This is a genomic window from Gallionella capsiferriformans ES-2 (genome assembly GCF_000145255.1).
GTDB classification, from domain to species: Bacteria; Pseudomonadota; Gammaproteobacteria; order Burkholderiales; family Gallionellaceae; genus Gallionella; species Gallionella capsiferriformans.
The window spans coordinates 1549900-1572076 of sequence record NC_014394.1; the positions used below are offsets into that span (position 1 = coordinate 1549900).

Here is a 22177-nt window from a genome sequence, read left to right on the forward strand (position 1 = left end):
TATCTGCTATATTTAGTACAGCAGATACTCTTCCCGAAGTGGCGTGAGGTGCAGTTCCAGAGACTAACCAGACCATCAAGGTCAAACAACTGATTGGCCGCTTTACTGCTGACAGCAGGCCGTCAACCTAATGCGAATTTGTGAAATTGAATGACTCTAGTTCGGCCTTTGCAGCCATTTGGGTATACCGCCACCAACGGCTGCAACGTGTCTGTCAGCGGTCATTGTCCCCAATGGCAGCTTCGTCGGACAGGTTACAGCCGGACTAGACCCATAGCTGCGTCTCGCCAGTATTTCAGTACGACCTTCTGCCGCGTTTGATCCAGCACTGGCTGATGGCTCTCATGCTCCTTGTCGCTACGGGATTGATGATATATTGAGCACATGAGATTCCATCACGATAGCCCTTCCATACCAGATATTCTTCTAGATCGCTGTGATGCTGGTCGCGTTGTGTTTTTGTGCGGCGCCGGGGTTTCCGTGCCCTCTGGAATGCCGAACTTTGTCGACCTCACTCGGTACGTAATAGAATTCTTTGACCCGCCAGCCGATTCCGAAATTATGGTCGCGTTTCGGCCATGGTTGGTTGATCAATCTGCAGCGAATGTCCCACTCGACCAAATCTTCAACCTCCTCCACCTTGAATACGGTAAGGATGAAGTTAACGCTCTGGTCACAGAGCGGCTGAATGTTCCTCTAGAAACTACAAATTTTGGACGTGAGCACGGTCTGATCAAGCGAATTTCTTCGAGCCAGGGCGGCGTACCACAGATTGTCACGACCAACTTCGACCGGTTGTTCGAGGTGGGGCCGAAGGGAGGGGATCTGGACAAGCACGTGCCGCCTGCTTTTCCCGATCTGCACTTCGGATCGAAGATAGAGGGGATCACGTATCTACACGGGCGACTGGTGGATGCCGCCTCTGAAAATCATTCCTACGTACTGAGCAGCGCGGACTTCGGACGTGCCTACCTCTCAGAAGGATGGGCCACCAACTTCATCAGGCATCTCCTCGAACGATATACTGTCGTGTTGGTCGGCTATCAGGCGGAAGACCCGCCAATCAAATATCTGCTTCAAGGTCTCAACCATGACGGCCAGTATGACCGGTCTAGACTCTATGCCTTTGACCTTGGGCTTCCTGAGGAGATCGAGGCCAAGTGGCGTGACCGAGGCGTCACAGCCATAGCCTATTCCGATCATCCGGTGTTGTGGAAGAGCATGGAAGCCTGGGCAGACCGGGCCGACGATCCGCGCAGGTGGCGTGCATCCATAATCGCAAAAAGCCAGCATGACCCGAAGGGTCTGGCCACTCATGAGCGTGGCCAAGTTGCTCATGTCCTTCGCACAGTGCAGGGGGCGAAATTATTCTCGGAGGCTGATCCGGCACCTCATCCGGAATGGGTGTGTGTAATGGATGCAAATATCCGGTCAGCCAAACAGAACAGCGGCTATGGTGACGATTCTGAAGTATTCGATCCTGGGGTCGCTTATGGACTCGATGACGATCTGAGAGATATCTCTGAGGATGATCGCAGACAGGGTGTCAGCAATGACGACCTGCTTGCCTGGCGCGACGAAGACGACAATCCACATGAGTTTCATCGGTTGGGTGGGCGACAGGCCGACGGCTTCGAGGCGACCCCGATAAGGCTTGGCCATCTCATCACCTGGATCAGCAAATCCATCGACAGCCCTGTGCTGGCCTGGTGGGCCATTCGGCAGAACGGACTGCATCCGCGACTGCTGCAACAGTTCGAGTGGCAAGTGGAGCATTCGAAGACACTTAACGAGCGTGCTCGTCATATCTGGAGCCTCATCCTCGAACACCATCGAGACCCTCGCAATCGTCAATGGAATGGCGGATGGTTCGACTTGAAGAAACGAATCAATGCGGAGGGTTGGACGGCCAGTGCTCTACGAGAATTCCGGAGGGTTGTGACGCCGCGATTGGGGATCAAGCCACCGTTTGGCTTGGGGCAGTCCAGACCGCCGAGTGTGCCTTGGGAGAAAATTCATCTCGGCGACCTAGGGCAGTGGGAAGTTGTGTTCCTCGAACGGCACAACGAAGACTTAGACGTCCCCGACGATCTATTACCGCAGGTATTTGGTGCCTTGGAGGAACAGCTAACCGTCGCTTCAGGGCTGCTGGGGGATATCGAGACCGTCTACTTCCAGACACCGACCTGTTATCCGGACCGTGAGGTCGATGGGAAAGAGTACATCACGGAAGCTGCGAAGGTTGTGACTTGGTTCGTCCAACTTTTTGACCGAATAGCTGCCAAGTGGCCAGAACTGGCGAATGCACATGCTACGACTTGGTCTACGACAGAGTCGTTCTTCTTCCGGAAGCTCAAACTGTATGCGTTCAACAAGAAATACGCCTTTGAGGCCAACCATGTTGCCGAAGAAGTCTTGTCCTTAGATCAGGAGATATTCTGGGACACCGATGTGGTCCGAGAGCTCCTTTTCCTACTGGTGGATCGATGGGGAGAGTTCTCTCAGGAGAAACGAAATCAACTCACCGACCGCATCTTGACAGGCCCCGATCAGCTTTCCCGCTGGACTGACGAGGAGTTCTCAGGGCTGCGGGATGAGTTCGCCACCAGATACGCCCGATATCTCGAACTACAGGGTTGTGAGCTGTCGGCAGATTGCACTGATTGGCTTGCCGCGATGATCAGAGGTATTGTTGGTTGGAGCGACAGTTGGGCGACCTCTACGGTGATCGAATCAGGGTCGTACGGGGGTATGATCGTTACGGACGAAAAACCGGATGCAATCCTGGGTCTTCCCGTAAACGAGTTAGTCACCAGGGCAAAGGAAGAGTCCAAGCGGGATTTTGGCAGCCTCACTGAGAAGCGCCCCTTCACTGGCTTGGTGAAAGCAAATCCGCGCAAGGCGTTGTCTGCGCTGACGATTGCAGGAAGGGCTGACGACTACCCAGAGGCGTTCTGGACATCCATGATCAATGAGCTTTCCGCAGACATCACGCCCAGGCTGAGACGAGTATTCCTGAACCGAGTAGCGCGACTCCCACATGCGGTTATCGACGAACTGCGCCATACCTTGGGCAGATGGCTCGAACAGAACTTGGCTGCGGTACTTGAGTTTGACAATGATCTCGGTTGGACGGTCTACGATCACATCGTCGATGGCATCCTGAACGGTGGAACAGATGCCGCGAAGAGCGGTATTGGTGAGGTCCGCCAAGGTGAAAAAGTCATTCAACGGTCCCGGCGCACCCTCAATCATGCGATCAACGGCCCCGTCGGCATGTGTGCAGGGGCTCTTTTTCGTGCAGTACCCGGAGTGAAGCAGGAGGCGGAGTCACTAATCCCAGATCACATCAAGTCTCGTGTCGAGCGCCTATTTTCTGCACCAGGTGAGGGTTCGGATCATGCCGTGTCGATAGCGAGCAGCAAGCTGAACTGGCTCATGTTCGTCGATCCTGCCTGGACTAAGGAACGCCTTATTCCAATGTTGACCTTCGAGCATCCAGCTTCTGAACCTGCATGGAACGGGTTTCTTCATTGTGGGCGAGTGCCTTGGCCGCCGTTGTCAGAGATCATCAAACCGCATCTGCTTGACCTCTTACCAAGGATCGAAGGATATTCTTGGGATCACGACCTCTTAAAGGTTGCCGCCCAATGGCTAGGCTTCATGCGAGTGTTTCACCCGGATGAGCCAAGCGGTCTTACACGAGGTGAAATGCGTTCGGTTCTTCGAGCGATGTCTGATGAGACTCGGAACCAGTTCATTTTCTGGTTGTGCCAGGTTGGACAGAGTAACGAGAATGGCTGGGCCAAACACGTCATCCCGATCATCAACGAGGACTGGCCGAGAGAAAGCCGATACAGGACCTCTGCATCGATAAGGGCGTGGATCGGTCTGCTTGATGACACCGGCGATAGCTTCCCGGCTGTCTACGAAACAGTGAAGAAGTTCTTGGTGCCGGTGGAGACAGATGACCACCCGTTCTACCGGTTCACCCGAGAGATCAATGATGAAAAGCCGATTACTGTTCTATTCCCTGAAGCGACGCTGGATTTGATGAACAGAACTACACCTCAGGTCCTCACCCGTCCGCCGTATGAGTTACCGAAGGTGCTAGCACTGATTGCGGAAACCGAACCTGACCTGACATCAGATTCGCGCTATTTACGCCTTATCGATCTTGTTGAACGAAGCTAGATATCGGTCTCCACGACTGACAATTCAATGAATCGCCCCAACCTCTTGGACACCACAGAGGACTGCTTTGCATACCCAAAGAGGTCGCTGTCTTTAATAAAGTCGAACGTCAGCAAAGGCCGAAAATGGGTCGTCGGGCAATCGGCCATAGCTGCCGATGACGCACGCCGTCGATTAAGTCCGCTTCCGATACAAAGCCGACCTGAGGCTATCCCTGAGCATGCATTCAAAAGTGTCTACGAAATCTATGGTGGCTTAGCGGATGGAGTTGGTCATTTATTAGTAGGTGGCATCAAGCACAAAAGCGGTCAGCCGCTCTTTGTCGCTAGAAATAGAGTTGGCTTGTTCATTGAGTTCGGCAAGAAGCGCTTCTTTCGTATCCTTGAAAACGCAATCACTTTTGCTATCCCAGCGGCCACACATAAACCACCCGACCAGATAAATTCCACACGCCTCTCCGGCCAACTTCAAATATCGGTCATAGAGCTGGCTTTGCATCGCGGTCATGAGCTCCTTGTTCCAGCATCCCTTGTTTTCGATAATGACAGAGATGGATCGTCCATCCTGATCTTTGGTTTCTATCTTCAGATCGGTGCGTTCACCTATACCACGCTCTTTGAGGTTTCTGACCTGGACTTCGCGGTCAATCACGAAAGTCGGTAAATCTCTTTGCAGATGGTCCTGAATAAAGTCGGTAATGCGATCTTCGGTTTTGGGGCGTCCAACATCACCGTTTCCGGACAGGTTCCACAAGAAAGGCGCCATAAGGGGTTGCCCGTGCAGCCTTTGCTGTAATCGCTGCAAGGATATCAGCACAGCATCCATGAGCTCGGCGCTGCTTCGGGCAAGCCGTGCATCGCTGCGATGCGTATAGGAAATCAATTCTGAGGGCGTGAGCTCTTGCAGGGTTTGCTTACGCAATGCCCGTCTGGCTTCGTTAAGCTGGAATTTCAGCCAGTCCATTTTAGGAAGGCGCGAACAAATCAAATCCAAAGCCTCTATGGCCTCCGTCGTACCCAAGCTGGATAAATAGCTCGGGCAGTTGTCGCGCATACGCCCCACTTGGTCGCGAGCTGTTACCGTGTGAGCTTCTCCAGAGGGATAGTGAGTATCACCCGCGGCAGGAAAATGTTCTTCGAGCCAAAAATACAGTTCGGCAATTTCCGGTTCTGTGAGGCGAGTCAAAATACTGCCGTTCCTATGTGAGTAGTTGGCAAGCCCCATCATCAATTCTTCGCCAAATGAAGCGTTTCTGGACATGGTTTCCCAAATCAGTTTCCAGCAACGCTGCGTTTGATAAGCGAGCAGTATCCTCGCAGCAGTTAACGCCATAGGCTGCTTATCGGTCGCCCTGACCAAGCCACACGCAAACTCGTAAGCGGTTTCATCACCATGCTCCAATAATATTTCTAGTAAGGTGGAGATTTGCTCAGACTTCAAATCAGGCACAAGCAGATACTCACCAATCATAGATGCCACTGGCTCAGCCCATATACATGCCAACTCTCTAGCTCTATGCGGAGGTTGTGAAGCCGTAATTTCCGTATCGATTAATTTCCGAAAGGTTTTCAGCACGACTTCTGGCGCTTTCATGTAAGCCAATTGCATTAATTTTTCGCGCTGTTCACGATCTTGGTCTAGCGGGTATGCAACCAGGAAAGTTGCCCACCGATTCCAACCATCAGATGTTGCACTCAAGAGCGTTGAGGTACTTTCATCGAACAACAGTCGCAATGCCAGATAAGTTGCAGCATACAAATTATTGACCGAACGATCATGCGGGAAAATATCTTGCGAAGTGATCCGTTCATCTTCAAGCCATGCTTTTGCACAGGCCAAAATACGTGAACGATCTCGTGACGTTGCACGCTGCCAACCTCGGGATTTCGAAACATTGTCAAAATCCCATGAATAATTGATTGCATCATCAGATAGAAAAAGCTCCTGCCACAGTTCCATCCATGAATCATTTCGGCCCGACTCAAATTCCCGCAATGCTTCTTCAATGCGCACAGGAGGTGGAGGGTCGAGTGGCAATGGAATATTGCTCTTCCTATTAATTTTCCGTAGGTGTAGCTCTTTAGATACCCGCGCATCTTCTGAATCCAGCCATATTGGCTCCATATACTTGGCGACAATATCCGCCAGAGGTGATTCAGGCTGACAGACATCTTCAGCAGCTGCAGAAACAACTGCATCAAGCCACGATGTATCGGAATCCCACCGCATGAATGCATCAATACACTTTGTCAGTTTGTCCCTCAAATCAGGATGTTCGTTCTGTTTGTAGGTTTCCAACAGCCAACCAGCATCCTTGGGCAGGATGATTTTCCGTTCCCCGTAAATCAGGTTTACTGGATCGCGCTCGTTGTTTGCTCGTGCTTCGGCATTCAGCAAGGCCATGATAGCTATTCTTCTTGTTGGGTCGTCTTGCTCCAGCCAGCTTTCTTCGCGCTCGCCGCGCCGATTGAACAAATTCTCATAACGGTCAATGCAAATCCAGGCGGTGTTGGTAAAGAGTTCAAGTACATGAGGGTCATCAAACTTGCTCCACGCCTGCTTCATGACGGCATCTTTAAGGCGATTGGCATAAAAAGCTTCGTAATTCCACTGATCATCAGCAATCCATTGCAACGCTACCAACAAGTCATTGTTAGTGAATTTCGCTACAAACTCTTCTGGTTTGTAGCGAAAAACGCCCAAGCAGCGCTCACTCCGCGTTTTAATAAATAAACCGAAGATTTCCCTAGCAGAAACATGTGCTGGCCACAGTGCGGGAATGACAACCGATTTGAGCCTATCCTCTGGATCGTCGCCAGCCTCCCCCAAGGCAATGGGGCGCAGCCGCGCGAGTTGATTGTCGTTAGCAAGCTTGATAGCCGCATAAGCAGCCTCTTCTCTAAAGTGAGACTGCTCATCAGGATTTAAGGCAACAGACAGCAATTCTTCAGTCAGCTCCTTGGCTTCGCATGATGCAGCCATTTCCATGGCAGCCCTGCGTGCGACAAGACTTACCCCTAGCCCGGCAATATAGGGGCGTAGTTGCCCTGCCAAGTCGGGGTGCTTCAGTTTTCGGTAATGCTTGCGAAGCCCCCAATCTTGGTCAAATTCGGCTCCGGCAGCGTAGGCTTGCAGCAAAGTTTCCGCCAACAGAGCTTTCTGCACATCCGTCGTGTCTGATAAATCGGTGCGCAATAAAAGCAGCGGTTCTTTTTTCACCAAGGCGTCGAAAATCTCGCCATCAAGCGCCGCTAGCCAGATGGCCGTTTCGGTATGCTGCGGCGGGATGCGTTTATCGTCCGGGTGAAGCAACAACGGCAGGGTGTGCCGTGCATCCAATCCGCGTGAGTACAGATGCCAGGCCGCCAGGAACTCGACATAGGACTGGTGGGCAAAGCCTGTCCTGTTTTCGCCACGTCCGGAAAAAAGGGCGGTGCATTCGACGGTTTCCTTGAGTGTACGAGAGTCAAGGGGAAAGTCATGTCCGTCTGCATGCTCAACATCACCGATCATTTCGCTTTCGATGAGGTCGCCGACATCGGCTTCCCATTCGTTACTCAGCCAGATTGATGAGCGCTGGCCGAATATCATTTGTGCCGCAATGCGCCCAGCAACCGCCATGCGTTGACGCTTGTTGAGCTTACCGGCATGACCGGCATCATTTCGGAATGAGCTGTGCTCTTCCGCAAGCGTTTCGCAGCCCTGCCGATACAACTCGGCGCGTTGTTTCGGCAGGCCGTTAGGCCGCCCAAATAAACCGAGCAGCATATTCAATGTGATTGGGTGGCTAGCGAGAGGCTGAATTTCCTTGGACAGGACTTCTTCGAGAAATATATCTCCATTCAAACCGCGGTCGGCAGCGGCCTTTTGGATGTCCATTTTGCGCAACGGAGCCAACTCGAATACGCTCATGCGATCTGCCTCGCCCTCTTTGCCGGGCCAAAGCTTACGCAATGTTTTCGTTAAATACTCAGGCCAATCGAAGGTGCGGCAGGTCAATCGCAAGGACAGGCGATGTGTTGGAATACTCTCCAATTGCGCTGCCAGAATTCTGGCAACGGCAGGTATGGTCAAGCTGCATTCGTCCAAGCTGTCCAGCAACAAGGTCAAATGATGATGGCCGTGCTGCCAAGCCAGAAACTCTGCCGATTCAAAAAGATCATTGATAAGACGCGTGTCGGTGTGATACTGGTTCAATTCCCTGTATAGGCATGCCTCGCCCTCAGCCTTCAAGCGATCCGACTCGACCTTCAACGCGGTAGATTTGCCAATACCCGGCTCGCCCAAGAGAATAGCTACCGGAAGTTCAATCAGTTGCTGGAGCCGCTTGGGCTGGTAGCCAGAGTAGTAATAGTAGGAATGCTTGTCGTCCGGGTCATGCAGGAAACCGGAATCATCAAGCGGTAAAAGCGCTCCCAGAGGAACCCAGAAACGAGGCCAGTCGTGATTTTGTTTTGTCACTTATAAGTCCATGCGATGTTATATCCAGCATTCGTATTTTGAATAGCCCCCTAATTCAGTGGACACTTTACAGCCAAATAGTCTGGAATGTGCACCATTGCGGTCGTTTAACAGTACAGCACTATTTGTCGGCTATGGCCGACTTGGAGAAGCCAAACATTCTAAGTACGAACGTCTGCTGTGCTACAGAAACCAGTCGCACAAGCTCCGCACTTTGACGGACTGCAATTGGCACCTATGTGTAGATGCGAACTATGTGCGAATTCCGGAGCAACCTGGACACGCATTCCACGGCAAACTGGACAGCGATTCCACGGCAAACTGGACAATCAAATAGAGATGTAGCGGTACGCGGGATAACCGTGGCAACCTCGGCGATTTTTACCGGGGAGCCACATGGCCAACAACAGGTTATCCATGAGCAAGATTACAGAAACACTCCGCCTGCATTACGAATGCGGTCTCAATATATTCTTACGCAGCACGATTTAATGTTCGATGATCCACTAGAGATTGCTTTGCCAGTTCTATCGCCATATCGTACATCTTCGAGCGGCAAACCACTTCCCTTCCCGACCGAGCGTACTGACCACCAGATCATTCAGAATCTCGGCAGGTGGCTTGTGCGGATATTTCTTGCAAATCGAACTGAATCGATTCAAACAGTTAGTGACTCACCCAGACCTTTTTACCGCTAGCCGAATCTGTCCGCCGAGAATGTGGCGATTGCCGAGTACCTGATCCGCCTCCCCCACAATCAAAGGAACCGGGAATTTGGGCTGTATTTTTGGTACTTGAGAAACATAAATGGCGACTCATGGAGTCACAAGCGGGTCGCACGTCTATACCATCATAGTTTTTCACCAAATTTACAACCCATAGGAAAATACCGTGACCTTACAAGATGCCTGCCAATCTTTCTTATCTCACTGCCGCTCTGCCGTCAGCCTCTCTGAACACACACTTAGAGCCTACACTTTTGATTTGGAAGATTTTCAAAATCATGCTCAGCACGAAACAAATCTATCACTTCTCAATAAAGACGATCTACGAAAATTTATTCGACACCTACGTGAAGAGCGGAAACTAAAGGAAATCACTATCAAACGTCGTATTGCCTGTTTGAAGCTGCTTTTCCGTTGGGTGCAACAAGAAAACATGATTTCCATCAATCCGTTCGACAACCTAAATGAACGCATCCGTCTTCCCAAACGCTTACCTCGTGCTTTGGGTAGCGAAGAAATAAAACTACTAACAGGAGCGATTAATCTGGAAGCAACCGACAAAGAGTTTCAAGAGTTTGTAACTGGAATTGCAACAAAATTACTTCTGACCACAGGCATACGCGTCGGAGAGCTGGTAAAAATTGATATTGAGGATCTTGTCCTTCCAGACTGCAGCCTAAAAATTCAAGGCAAGGGGAATAGACAACGACTAGTGTACTTGTTTGAACCTAAGCTGAATCAAGCCATAGCACGGTATCTTACCATACGCCTAACCCGAGCCACAGAAACCAAAAAGCTATTCATTACCGAAGCTGGAATCCCGTTTACCACACAAAAAACGAGAATATTACTTGGCGATCTCGCTAGCAAAGCGGGAATTGAGCGACGCATCACCCCACACATGTTGCGTCATACAACGGCAACCCAGTTGTTAGAAGCGGGGTTAGACATCCGCTACGTACAAAAACTGCTGGGACATCAAAGCATTTCGACGACAGAAATTTACACCCATGTTACAGATCATGGTCTACGCACGGCACTAAAAAGGACATACCGAGATTAGGTGATGATAACTAGGAATTATGATTTCGATAAACGACTTGGAATTCATCAATCGAGGCACAGAGCTTGCCTTGCTCAAAAACTATTTGCTGCGCGAACGTGGCGCAATGCCAGCTGCCATTATCATCCGTTCTCCACCCGGCGTTGGGAAGTCTCGCCTCACCGACCAACTAAGTCTTAGTTCCGGTGTGGCTGACTTGGCATTTTGTATCGTCGATCCGGAGATTCAAGGGAATACCGGATCGGCGCGTCTGCATGACGGCTTCTTCATTCAACGGTGCGCGGAGCGTCTGGACAGTATGGCAGCTTCTGCGGATGTCCCGTGGGCTACGTTAAAGAAATTCCTGAAATCAAGAAAGCTCAAGACAGCACGGGAAAAGAAGCGATCTGACTTGATTGACGAGTTGCCGAGCCCGCGGAGTGTATACAAGATCGCACTCGACTATGCATCTCGGCTCTTTTCTTTTGGAAATTTTTCATCTGAAAAACTACTTTCGAGTGACAGCAGTGATGCAGTCAGAATTTGTGAGGAATATGCGGAGTCAATTCTAGAGTCTTATTCCATTGCACTTGTCATACGTGAGGCTCAATACTGCGACCATCGTAGCTTACGTGCTTTGGTTCGTTGGACGGAGTCGGTTCACAGGCTTGATCTCCTGATCGAATATACTTCCCATAACTGCGAGTTTGAGCACGGGCACCAGAAGCTACTCTATCCACTAACGGCTTTGGGTAGGTATTTTTACGTGCTCGATTTAGTACGCTTGGACGCGGGCCATCTGGAACACCTCATCCGTATGAACGTGCGTTCGGATTTTGCCATCGAAGCTAAGACATACATGTCATGGAACGGCAATTTGCGGTCTCTTATAGAAATGCAGTTCCAAGTCTTGGTCGGACACAAAATCGCAAGTCCGCAGCAGGTTGGGGAGGTCCTTTGTGACCTGACAAAGACGCTCGAAACACATATTGCCTCATTGTCGCCGTTACTTCGGATCATATTGGCGACTTGTTCAGCACACGTCGAATCAATCGCCGGATCGGTGTTGGTCGATACGGTAGTTTCCATTTCGCCAGCGACTTCACCACTACTCTTGGAAAGAGCTCTAAGCGAGTTGATAGAAACGCATAGGTTCATCATCGTTCGAGATGGCACTTACAGAATCCACAACGAAACAGTAGCCGATGCATTACACGGAGTAGCTGAGATTCAACCGCTTCTCGCTGCTGCCGAGAAGGCGCTACGCGAATATTACTCTAAGCTCGTATTTGACTCCAAGTTCGAAGGTATTGGGATGGCTGCTGCGGTACGTCAATTCTTTCGCTTATGCGCTCGTACTAAAGATGTTGTTGGCCTGTTTCGCGCAACTGAGGCGCTGTCGAAGGAGATAGCGGGTGCTCAAGATCCATGCTTGTATGTCGAAGTTATCAGCTCTGCAGTGATCGCTGATTCGAACCTCTACGCTGAGAGTAATGACGGATTACTTCGATGGGCGGCGTTGCTTGCATATGACGTGGGGAACTTTGTTCAGACAGATAAACTATTGTCTCGAGTGCTTTCTCCAGACGCTATGAGTCTTGCAATGCACGCTTGTGCCTTGTCGGAAACCGGTGGGCATGACCAAGCATTGCAGATCGCAGAAGAACTGCGCCAGCGTGCAACTCAAGATGATACACGTTTAGTTGCGGATCTTCTCGAGGGGCTGATAGCAGGGTGCCGCGGTGACCAAGAGCATGCGCGCTTTCGTCTCTTAACGGCTATCAATAATCCATCTTATGCAAACAGCCCTCTTCTTGGTTATGCATACCGGTTCTTCGAATCCATCGAGGGATATGCTGGTTGTATTGACTATCTCAATCGAAGTATTGCATGGTTTGGCAAGTTCGGCCTACAAAGGTCGAAAGCTTTATCACAAGCTGCGACGGCCGTACTGACTGCACGCATGGGCAAGATTGCAGAAGCACGATTGATGATCGGAGAAGCAGCCCAGATTCTTGAAGCAAAGCCATCGAGCCGTCATCTGTTGTTGAACAACATGGCTGCGGTGGATCTGCTGTCAGACGAACCGGAACCTGATACTTGCAAGCAACTGCTGGGTGAAGCATTACGCTACGTACGGGATGATTTTAGCGAAGTCACTATCCTATCGAATCTGTCTCTGGCCCATTGGGTGGCGAATGAGTTTGAGCAAGCGCAGGATTGCGTTGAAAAAATATTACAAATCCTTGGCGATCACGATTTCGCCGATCAAGAAATTTATTGGCCCCTCTGCTTTAATGCCGCGCTGGTGATCAAAGACGCGGGATTTCCCGCGCGGGCTCAGGAGTTACTGAAACTGCCTAGCGAACGAGTGCAACTGCCCAAAATGAATCAAGAATATTGGGCTTTTCGCTATGGTGAAAACGTCTTGTTAGAAAATCAATATTGTTTTCTTGCCAGCCGTCCCTATCATCCGCTCTACCTTAGCACTTGGCTGATTGAGTCAGACGGGCTTAGTCTACTGAAGCAAGAACCGCTGCAATAACTTCGGCGTAGCTCCACCCCTTTTCCGTGAATCCTCGCGCGAATTGTCCGCGGGGAGCTATCCACGCATCTGGAGTCAACTCAAGAAAATGGAAGTTTCCGTCAGCCAAGCGCCCATCGACGCGACAATAACCATATGCACCAAACATTGTTAGAAAGGTATCAATAGCCGCGCGGTCATTGGCATGAAGTTCATGATCGATATTGCGAATTGTGCGCCCGACTGTTGGTATCAATTTTTCATCGGCGTCGAATAGGTGGTTTGTAAAATAGTCGTCATTGCCTTCAATGACAACTTCACTGAAAGCCCAGGATTCTGCACCTGCATGTTGAATTTTAGAATATGCAACCTCACGCCCGGCTACAAATTCTTCGATCAGAACCGGCTGATTGAAAGTCTCGAGTAATTCCTTTGCCAACGGCAGTACGTCGGCCACATCGACAACGCGATTACGTTGGGCAATGCCTATAGAGCTCCCCTCCATTAAAGGCTTAATCACTACGGGTAAGCGCAGACCACTGATATATCTTAGATCCTCGACGCTGCGCACGATGCGCCACGCTGGCGTGATGATGCCGCAATCGGATGCAAGTCGTTTGGTGACTTCTTTATCCTGAGCGACGATTCTGCCATATACATCTGGGCCGATAAAGCGCAGCCCAAAAGTTTCACAAATCGCAGGAACAAGCGCCATTCGGTTGCGGGATGCGCGCCCACCGTAAATGGATAACACGATATCGTTACTGTGAAGTGCGGCGTTTTTGGCTAAATCATCCGGTCCATTGTATGTATGGACGCGCAACCCGAGACTATTGATCGTGGAACGCAAAGTGTCGAGCGTCTGCGCGTCCGTCATTTCCAAATCACGTCTTTTATGAATTGGCGTAAGTTTTTCGCTCTCGCCTAGTTTGTCGGCAATAAGAACGACATCTCGAAAGGGGAATACCGTATTTGAATGAATCATAATTCCTAGTTATCATCAAAGAAGTTAAGTTACTCGCTTAATATCAAATCGGCAAGTGATAGCCTTGCCGTCGGGATAGTAACGTTTTGTAAGTGCATCTAGGTCATTGCAAAGTTTTCCGAGTATAAAATGGCACCCCGAAAAAATATTTATTGTTTACGCACCAGTACCACTGGAATTCAGCAGTCCGCGCATGATAAGAGCTATTGATTGATCAATGTGCGGCGTTCTGGCAAGCGTCATGTTCTCTTCCCGAGTGAGTCCATTATTAAGGTCGGCCACAGTAAAGTTCTTAAACTCGTTCCGCCCCGGCCACCCTGAGCGAGATACCGCCCATGGCTCAATTATGCCTAGCATCTCAGCTATGTCACGTGCACACCCGCCAAAACCGCCCAAAAGGAACAGTGGTTGTCGCGCTTTTAGCGATAACAATGCCTCTTCCGCGATGCCAGGCATTACCCCTTTGTATTGGTCGACTCGTCCGCCGAGGACAATACGAGCATGCGATTGCGACAAAATTACATGTCGCATTGTGGTCAGGCCAGCCGACCACTCATCGTCAGTAGGCTCTTGCTGTTCGAGCAGCCTCCGCTCTTCCGTCGTCTGACGTACTCCTTCGATGGTCAGGCAGACGAGTTCGGCTGCGCCGCTAAGATCGGATGAGGCTTTCGCAATGTCGGCAACGTCCATTCGAATATGCACAGGCCAAGCCAAATAGTTGACAACTCCTGTCCGATTACCCCCCTCGTCGGCATCACGATAGTGGCGGGCGACTAACTCGAACAATAACTCGCTGAAGCCATGAGCGCGCAAGTCGCCCCCGTAAACAAGGTGAGCACCAAGTGCAAGCATATGGCGCGCAATTTCTGCCATAGCATCGCGCAAGTGCTCATTACTCAAACCCAGCACTGGCATATCGGGACTCTCAGATGTCGAAATGGCAATAGCGTGCGCACCTAGTACCCCGTGATAGCTCATCGCCCTCCTCCCGCCAACCATACGGTGACGCTCCGCAATCGCACTCGTGGTGCCACATCTGCGAACAGCAATTCCTCTTCAGCACTGAGCGGCGGATCAGGATAAACAATAGTCAGTTCAGGAGTATCTGCGGTAAATGGAATAGATGCGAGCGAGATAAGCTCGGGGGGCCGAGGAAGAAACACCACAGCAGGATCGGCCATACCACGAATCAGTTCCAATCGACAACGCCACAGAAAATCTTTAAGAACTTCATCGAGCAAGCGACCAATCACAAAATCGATTCGGTTTGCGGCACCTTGCGAATCCAAGCGCACAACGGGAACGTTGCCCATATATGGGAAGCCGCGTTCATCAATGTCGCTTATGCAGTTCGCCACTACGAGCGGCACACTCCAGCGCTTCGCCTCGATAATTTCGCGACGGCACCACTCCCGTGAAGAGTATGAGTCGGTGTGAATCGCAACCATAGCGCTCACTTTAACTTGGAGGCGCAGAACCTTGTGAAAACGAAGAGCCGGTGGAATATCGTGAACATCGAAAAAGCTCGATAGCCCATGACCTTCATTAAGTCTGTCGCGTATCAGGCGAGCAATACGTTCACCGTCCTCATCATGCTTGGAGTGACTGAGGAAAATCTGAACCTTCTTTAAATATGCCTCCAGGGCCGCATCTTCCTCGGCGGGGTGCTTTAGGTGTTCAAGGTAGTGTCTGAGCATCCGGCAGAACTCATAGGTGAGTTCGTTGATAAGTTGTCGACTGCGCTCCTTCAGCGAGCCAGTCCAGTGGTCCCACCGAAGCGCCTGCTCTTCGATACCTAGCGCCAACGCTGACTGATCGATAGTGACAGGAAACACACGCGTACCTAGCCCATCAATTTCGGTACGCTCAACGAGGTCACGAACGTATCCAGCCCAGCTAAGGTCCGCTGCGAGCATTGGATCAAAAAGTACCACAACAGCGGTTGTTTCCGCCTCTTTGAGATCAATAAGCATGGGCGTTGTGGAGCCAGTCGCAGGCACCGACCGAAAGATCACACTTAGACCTGCGCCACCGGCAATATTCTCATAAAGCTTACGGCGGAAATGCTCACGCAATGCTTCAGCAATAACAGCACCCTCAAGATAGTCTGGGTGCCAAGCAACATAGAGAACGAAAAGTGGGCGTGTGAAATCTGGCATCAGGCATTCCCTAAACGACAATCAGGGGTGTTGGTGATTAACCACGCGCTACGAGCCCTCGCCTTAGCAACATACCGCTCAAAATAAGATGCCACTGCGATTCTAGCGCTGCCAGCCGTTGCCAGAGCGGTTTCTCTCAAAACTCGGGAAGGAATTGACTGGAATTATCTTGTTTCGCCGAAGAAACGCGTCATGTATCCATTTCTGCACATCGTCAGGATTCGAACTCCATTTATAAAGACTAGCAAAGCCACAATTAACGTTGTCATAAAGACGCGGCGGAATTGTATGAGGGTCATAGGTATGCTCTGAAGACAGAGGATAACTAGGCAGGAATATACCCAGCAATCCCGACCGAGGGTTTAGCTTTGTATCTCGAATACTGGATGCGATTTCCCAATCAACGTGTTTTCGTTGCCAAGTCTGAGCACCGATTAGCACAACGGTCACCGTTGATTCCCTGAGATATTCGTCACGGACCTTCTGGCGAATTGTTTCAGTTGCGAGTGAGGGTTCAATGTCTCCAATCTGAACTGATTTAGAAATCATTATTTCGTGCTTTCCCGCAAACAAATTTTCGAATTTGTTTCGATCAACCTGATCGTTAGCGTGGTGGTAACTTACAAAAACCTTATGACGCATGCTCATAAATTTTCCCCTCGAAGTACTTTAAAAAACGCCTAGTAAGCCATAGATTTCGTTTAAACATTTGTTATTATGCCGGATATAATTGCATGGCACACCTATCAGAACTAATAGCTCCCAGTCTGTAATTAAGCGCAACCAAGTCACCAGCATGCTTAGCGTTTCTTAATTAAGCACAATATTGTCTCCCATGACTTCACTTTAAGACGATCGCGCCATCCCGCATCTGAAACTGCCTCTTCATGACGTGATGCGATCGCAAAAACGCTGATTGAAATAACATCTACCTCAGAAATGCTACAGTTTTTCGACAACCGCCCAACAACAATCCCCGCCATAGTCTGAAGTTCCCGTCCTGTCAGTCGAAGTTCAGCACCTACAACCAGCGAGGCAATCGCGCGATGAATCGCAGCATCGGCAGGCAGGCGGCCTGCGAAATCCATATCCACATCAGCCAAACCCAATTCGATAAATTTTATGTCTAGGGCTGGATCAGCCTGAGGATAAAAACCTAAGTCACTTAATAGAGCATATCGCTGATTGCGTATGGTGATACTAAAAGGATTGGGGGAATCGAAAAACTCAAACAATGTCAGCGTTTGTTTGGCTCGCGTCATTCCAACGTAATACAAGCGTCTTTCCTCTGGAGTCGATTGCGACAGCCAGTCGCCGTCGAGCACAATGACATGGTTGAATTCACGACCTTTTGATGCATGGACAGTTGAAATAGTCAGTTTTCCTGCAATGGAACTACGTTGTTCATTACTGAACTCAAATATCCACTCTAACAACTGGCTGGACGGAATTTCATCCATACTCCATGCAACGCAAAATTCTTCGATACACTGCTGCAACAATTTCAACCAATGATTCGCAGGTTGTTTGGCGACATGATTGTTGATCCAGCGCACCAGAGTTCTCTTGGCAACAAGTTTTCGCCTTGAGTTCAGTAACAGACGAATCAACAATTGTCCTTCTCTTAGCTGATTCAGCTTAAGATTTTCAGCGGTGCGACCATTCTCAATTTGAACGCACGGAATACCATTCAACTCACAATATGCACGAATGGGGGTAAGCAGCTTATGACTCCTTGCAAGTATCGCAAAATCCCCCCAATTAGCAGATGGTAATAACTCAAAAAGCCTGCGAACCTCGGCCATCGCCATTTGCGCCTGAATGTTGGCATCAGATGAACAACGAACGACGTGCACCCTGCCCTTGACAAGGCTATCAAGCTTTTCCCATCGCCCACCATAAAAATCAGTTTGACGTCTAAAATTTATGCGAATTGGATGTTCTTGTTTAAGGCGCTCAGGGTTATCCGAGATTATTTGATTCGCAGCCGCAATGATGTGTGAACTTGACCGGTAATTTTCAATGAGATATTCAATTTTTGCCTGATAGTCCTCTTGAAAACGCTTGATGAATTCATTGCTGGTCTTACGAAATTCATAAATATTCTGGTCATCGTCCCCTACCGCCATGATGGTAAGCTTCGAATCACGATCTGCCTGTACTCTGCCAGTAAGCGCACTAATTAAATCATACTGATCTGCGTCGATATCCTGATACTCATCAACCAGAATATAGCGGTAACCTTGCAGCAATTTATCTCTCAACTCATCAGAGTCATCTTCTCCCAGTCGTCCATTACCCTGCAATAAATTTATTGCATTCCTAATGATCTCATCAAAATTAGGCGTATCATTTTTCTCTGCCATACCGCGCAAAGATGTTCCCGTGAGACGCATAGCCATAGCATGGTAAGTCAGCACAGTAACCCCATAAGCATCCTGCCCGACCAAATCAATCAACCGTTTTCTCACTTCAAAAGCAGCCAAACGATTAAATGTCAGCACTATGATGCCATCCGCAGGCGTACGCAAAACCCGCAGTAAATATGCAACGCGATGTACGATCACACGCGTCTTACCCGATCCAGGCCCCGCAAGAATCAAACGGTTCGTATCACTTTTGTCGGCCACTAAAGACTGTTGTAATGGATGTTTCAGATTATCAACAATTCTATTTAAAGACTCGCCCGTTGTTGCAAGCTCTAGCAACTCTTTGCGACTAGCAAAGTAACGTTTAATGAAATCACTTTTAGACCAGCGAAAATAAGCAGCGATGAAAACCATCGCATCATTGAGCTTCTCCAGCCCGAGACGCGCGTACTCCTGCACCACATGAATCTGAAAATTTCGCTCCTCATAATACTCTTGAAGACCGACATAATCGCTTTGTCTGAAACCACGCTTGGCCTCATCAGCAAATACATGAATCGTCATGGCCGATCTGAACACTGTACGTCCGCGATCCAAATGAATGGACTTGATACGATCAAGGTACATCAGTCCCTGCTCAAGTGCCTTTGCCTCATCCCGAATCTGTCCAATCATGCCAAGGTCTTCGCGCAGGACTTCACATAATTTGCCCGCAGTGCTTTCCACTAACAGGTCAGCACCGCGCGTTTCGGCAGGTAATTTCCCCAAAAAGAAACTCAGCAATACTTGAGATATAGCGCGACGTTTGTCACTAATCTCTCTAATTTGTTGCCAAGAGCGCCGCAACTTAACCCTGAAGTGATCACGCGTAATCTTCTTGATCTCAAAACTTGGACGTTCAGCCTGCGTATTACCGAACGGCTGACTCATAGCGCGTAACAAAGACAACAAGTCATCTGTGATCACCTCGGCACCAATGCGATCTTTGACACCTTGGCAAAGATTACGAAGATTCAATTCTTGCCATTCGTTGGCCTCAGAATCAGGGGTACGCTCTGCCAACAAGTCTAGTAAGGCCTGCTCAATTGTCGCAATCTGAACAAACCTATCCTGTGATGAGTTCGCAATCCCCTTACGCAATCTCACCGTGATACCGATGTCATTACTCAAAATTCCCAGCAACTCCATTTGTTGAAGTACTCGCATGCACTCGTCGCTATGCATACCTGTTTGCAGCATTAATTCATCCGTACTAATGCCGTCTGTTGCATCTGCATTAATCAGCAGTTGGACAATTTTCAAATATTTGGCTTGATTGTCCACGGTTAAATTTGCCGCCTTCAACTTCTCTCCTGCCAACTGCAGACTTCCAATCTTCAGGCTCGCAGGAAACACCCGGGTTTCATTTTCATTGCGCTGCAACAATCTAGCACGCTCCAGCCATGACACAGCCGTTTTGACACGTGTTTCTGCATCCCGGCTTTCAGCATCGATTTCTGAATCTTGATCCTCATCAGCCAATATTTCACCTGAGGTAATTACAATTTTGTTGTCTTTGGCCTTATTCGATCGTTTTCGTAATGACCGCAATATCTCTCCGATGTCCTTACGACTGAGCCGAGAGCGTGCCGCCAGACCAAATTGAACCTCTACATCCTCTTCGTCATAGAGCAATATGCAGCGCGACTGGTTACGATCACGCCCCGCCCGTCCAGCTTCTTGAAGATAGTTTTCAAGTGATCCGGGAATCTCGGCGTGAATCACGGCGCGCACATCAGGCTTGTCCACGCCCATGCCAAAAGCATTGGTGGCAACAATTACGCGCAGCCCCCCGCTAATAAAGTTTTGCTGCACGTCATTTTTCTCATCCGGCTGCAAGCCAGCATGAAAAAATGCGCAATTCCATCCCATCTCTTTCAGGAAAGCGGAAATATCTTCAGCGCTCTTGCGCTTTGCCGCGAACACAATCGCACCACCTTCAAAATCATTAAGTTCTGCCCCGAGAATCTTATGTATCAGGCCAAATTTTTCATGACTCGTCGTGTTTATTACCTCATAGTGAAGATTGTTACGCTCATGACCACCGGCAAAGAGTTTCAGTTCAACCCCAAGAATCTCCTTAAAATGCGCGCGTAAGTCTTCAATCACCTCGACCTTGGCTGTAGCCGTAAAACATGCGATTTGCGGCAACTCATCACGAATATGTTCCTTAATAAATCTGGAGGCGTAAATATAATCAGGCCGAAAATCCTGCCCCCACTTTGACAGGCAATGTGCTTCATCAAATACCCAAGCTCCGATTTCACGATGTCGAATCGCATCAATAAAGCTTTTATTGCGTAGTTGCTCAGGTGAAACCAATAAAATACCAATATCTCCTAGCCTAACTTTTTCAAGCACATCGCGTCTCTCAGGCACACTCAACATGCCATTAAGCGCTGCCCCGCAGAAAAGTCCTTGTTTTACAAGATTATCGACCTGATCCTTCATCAACGACTGCAATGGTGAAATAATTACCGTCAGACTGCCATTACGCCAATAGCGATTAAGTGCAGGCAATTGATAACAAAGAGACTTTCCACCGCCGGTTGGCAATATAGCCAGCAGATGTTCAGCACGCATACCAGTTGAAACAATATCTTCTTGTAGCGACCCGCCCTGTAAATTAGCTGGCTCGGCCCTAAACTCATCAAAACCGAAATAGCGTTTTAACTCTGAGATAGGATCATGGACTGTGTTGCAATAAGCGCAATCTGCCTGATTACACCGCTGGTCACGCAATTCCTTGAGCAGGACTTTAGTTTCGGGAAACTGCATGCCGACCCAGGGCGGGAGAACGGAATTTCCACCGGACACGCGTAACCAAGCGAGTGCATAGGCTAGCGGCATGTGCAGAGTGACGTTATTTATGTCCTCCTGAACCAGTTTTTCCAACCGTGTGTTACACACCTTACCCTGCACCGCCGATTTGTATAGTTCTTTGACCAAGTCCAGTTCCGGGCGTGCCGCATGAAGAATACTCCTGAACAGGCTAGATAATCCATTGCCCTCAGCTGACGTCATCAAAAAATAATAGCAAACCAGTTCATCGGGCGCGGATACATTGAGCGCATTAAGTGCATCGCGCTGATCATTAAATAACTTAAAGGAAAGCTGTGCGTCCTTTAATGGGTCATTGATAGAATCTCTTACCAGCTTATAATCCTTAATAAGGCTGTGGTATGGGTTCTGCGGAAAGGCAATAGGAGATAATTGCAGCGTATCAATGACAGGCAGGGTCAATAATGCCAAATCGGGATAATTTCGCTTCAAGAGACGCAAGTCATGCTCGACTACATTGTGTCCCAGCAGAAACGATGCACCAACTGTCAGCATATCTAGCTTAGGCGTTACCTCTGCAGTTTGAAACCGTCCTTTGAATACTTCACTTTGCTCAGTATCCGCCCTCCAGGCAGCAATTTTATAAATAACGGCTTCTGTCTCGACCGATGTTTCCAAATCAATACAAAGTGACTTGGGATGAAATCCGATTTCCTCAACCACTATCGTTTGCATGGCAATACCCCTTCTCTAGTTTGCGTCAGAAGTAGAGTCGGTTAAGCAATTCAGCTTCTGTTTCGGGGTTATCCCGTCGAGCGCCATATGCGGGCGTTCGTGATTGTAAAGCCACGTTGTTGCTTACCCCTGCACCTTGCCAATAGACTCAAACAGATAGCAG

General features: G+C 49.4%; 9 protein-coding genes. 3 read left to right on the top strand and 6 right to left on the bottom strand.

Going from position 1 to position 22177, the window contains the following annotated elements:
• The first annotated feature begins 492 nt into the window (after positions 1-492).
• Positions 493-4194: an SIR2 family protein gene (locus GALF_RS07105; RefSeq protein ID WP_223293742.1), complete on the top strand. Its 3702-nt coding sequence runs from the start codon at positions 493-495 to the stop codon at positions 4192-4194.
• A gap of 279 nt (positions 4195-4473) precedes the next feature.
• Here the strand turns inward: GALF_RS07105 and GALF_RS07110 are convergent, their stop codons facing one another.
• A complete protein-coding gene (locus GALF_RS07110; RefSeq protein ID WP_013293386.1) occupies positions 4474-8655 on the bottom strand; it encodes an NACHT domain-containing protein in 4182 nt (1393 codons plus the stop codon).
• An 891-nt stretch (positions 8656-9546) separates the two neighbouring features.
• On the opposite strand from GALF_RS07110, the gene GALF_RS07115 reads away from it, so the two are divergent.
• Both GALF_RS07115 and GALF_RS07120 read left to right on the top strand, forming a co-directional pair.
• A complete protein-coding gene (locus GALF_RS07115; protein ID WP_013293388.1) occupies positions 9547-10443 on the top strand; it encodes a tyrosine-type recombinase/integrase in 897 nt (298 codons plus the stop codon).
• 37 nt (positions 10444-10480) lie between these two features.
• The gene (locus GALF_RS07120; RefSeq protein ID WP_150102584.1) at positions 10481-12967 is read left to right on the top strand and encodes a hypothetical protein; all 2487 of its coding nucleotides are present in this window, start codon (positions 10481-10483) and stop codon (positions 12965-12967) included.
• Here the strand turns inward: GALF_RS07120 and GALF_RS07125 are convergent.
• From GALF_RS07125 to GALF_RS07145, 5 genes are all read right to left on the bottom strand, one after another.
• Positions 12936-13931 carry a D-alanine--D-alanine ligase family protein gene (locus GALF_RS07125; RefSeq protein ID WP_013293390.1) on the bottom strand — a complete coding sequence of 332 codons (996 nt, stop codon included), beginning with the start codon at positions 13929-13931 and terminating at the stop codon, positions 12936-12938. The genes GALF_RS07120 and GALF_RS07125 overlap by 32 nt on opposite strands.
• A 156-nt stretch (positions 13932-14087) precedes the next feature.
• Entirely contained in the window at positions 14088-14909 is an 822-nt protein-coding gene (locus GALF_RS07130; RefSeq protein ID WP_041938012.1) for a hypothetical protein, read from the bottom strand.
• On the bottom strand, positions 14906-16090 hold the full coding sequence (locus tag GALF_RS07135) for a toll/interleukin-1 receptor domain-containing protein (RefSeq protein ID WP_041938013.1): 1185 nt from the start codon (positions 16088-16090) through the stop codon (positions 14906-14908). The genes GALF_RS07130 and GALF_RS07135 overlap by 4 nt, the downstream gene beginning before the upstream one ends.
• 102 nt (positions 16091-16192) lie before the next feature.
• The gene (locus GALF_RS07140; protein WP_013293391.1) at positions 16193-16738 is read right to left on the bottom strand and encodes a TIR domain-containing protein; all 546 of its coding nucleotides are present in this window, start codon (positions 16736-16738) and stop codon (positions 16193-16195) included.
• Positions 16739-16890: 152 nt separating this feature from the next.
• The gene (locus GALF_RS07145) at positions 16891-22014 is read right to left on the bottom strand and encodes a RecQ family ATP-dependent DNA helicase (protein WP_013293392.1); all 5124 of its coding nucleotides are present in this window, start codon (positions 22012-22014) and stop codon (positions 16891-16893) included.
• Positions 22015-22177: the final 163 nt, after the last annotated feature.

Excerpts from the sequence above, each read along its gene's own strand:
- GALF_RS07105 (WP_223293742.1), top strand. The coding sequence starts at position 493 with ATGCCGAACTTTGTCGACCTCACTCGGTACGTAATAGAATTCTTTGAC.
- GALF_RS07125 (WP_013293390.1), bottom strand. The coding sequence starts at position 13,931 with ATGATTCATTCAAATACGGTATTCCCCTTTCGAGATGTCGTTCTTATT.
- GALF_RS07130 (WP_041938012.1), bottom strand. The coding sequence starts at position 14,909 with ATGAGCTATCACGGGGTACTAGGTGCGCACGCTATTGCCATTTCGACA.
- GALF_RS07135 (WP_041938013.1), bottom strand. The coding sequence starts at position 16,090 with ATGCCAGATTTCACACGCCCACTTTTCGTTCTCTATGTTGCTTGGCAC.
- GALF_RS07140 (WP_013293391.1), bottom strand. The coding sequence starts at position 16,738 with ATGAGCATGCGTCATAAGGTTTTTGTAAGTTACCACCACGCTAACGAT.
- GALF_RS07145 (WP_013293392.1), bottom strand. The coding sequence starts at position 22,014 with ATGCAAACGATAGTGGTTGAGGAAATCGGATTTCATCCCAAGTCACTT.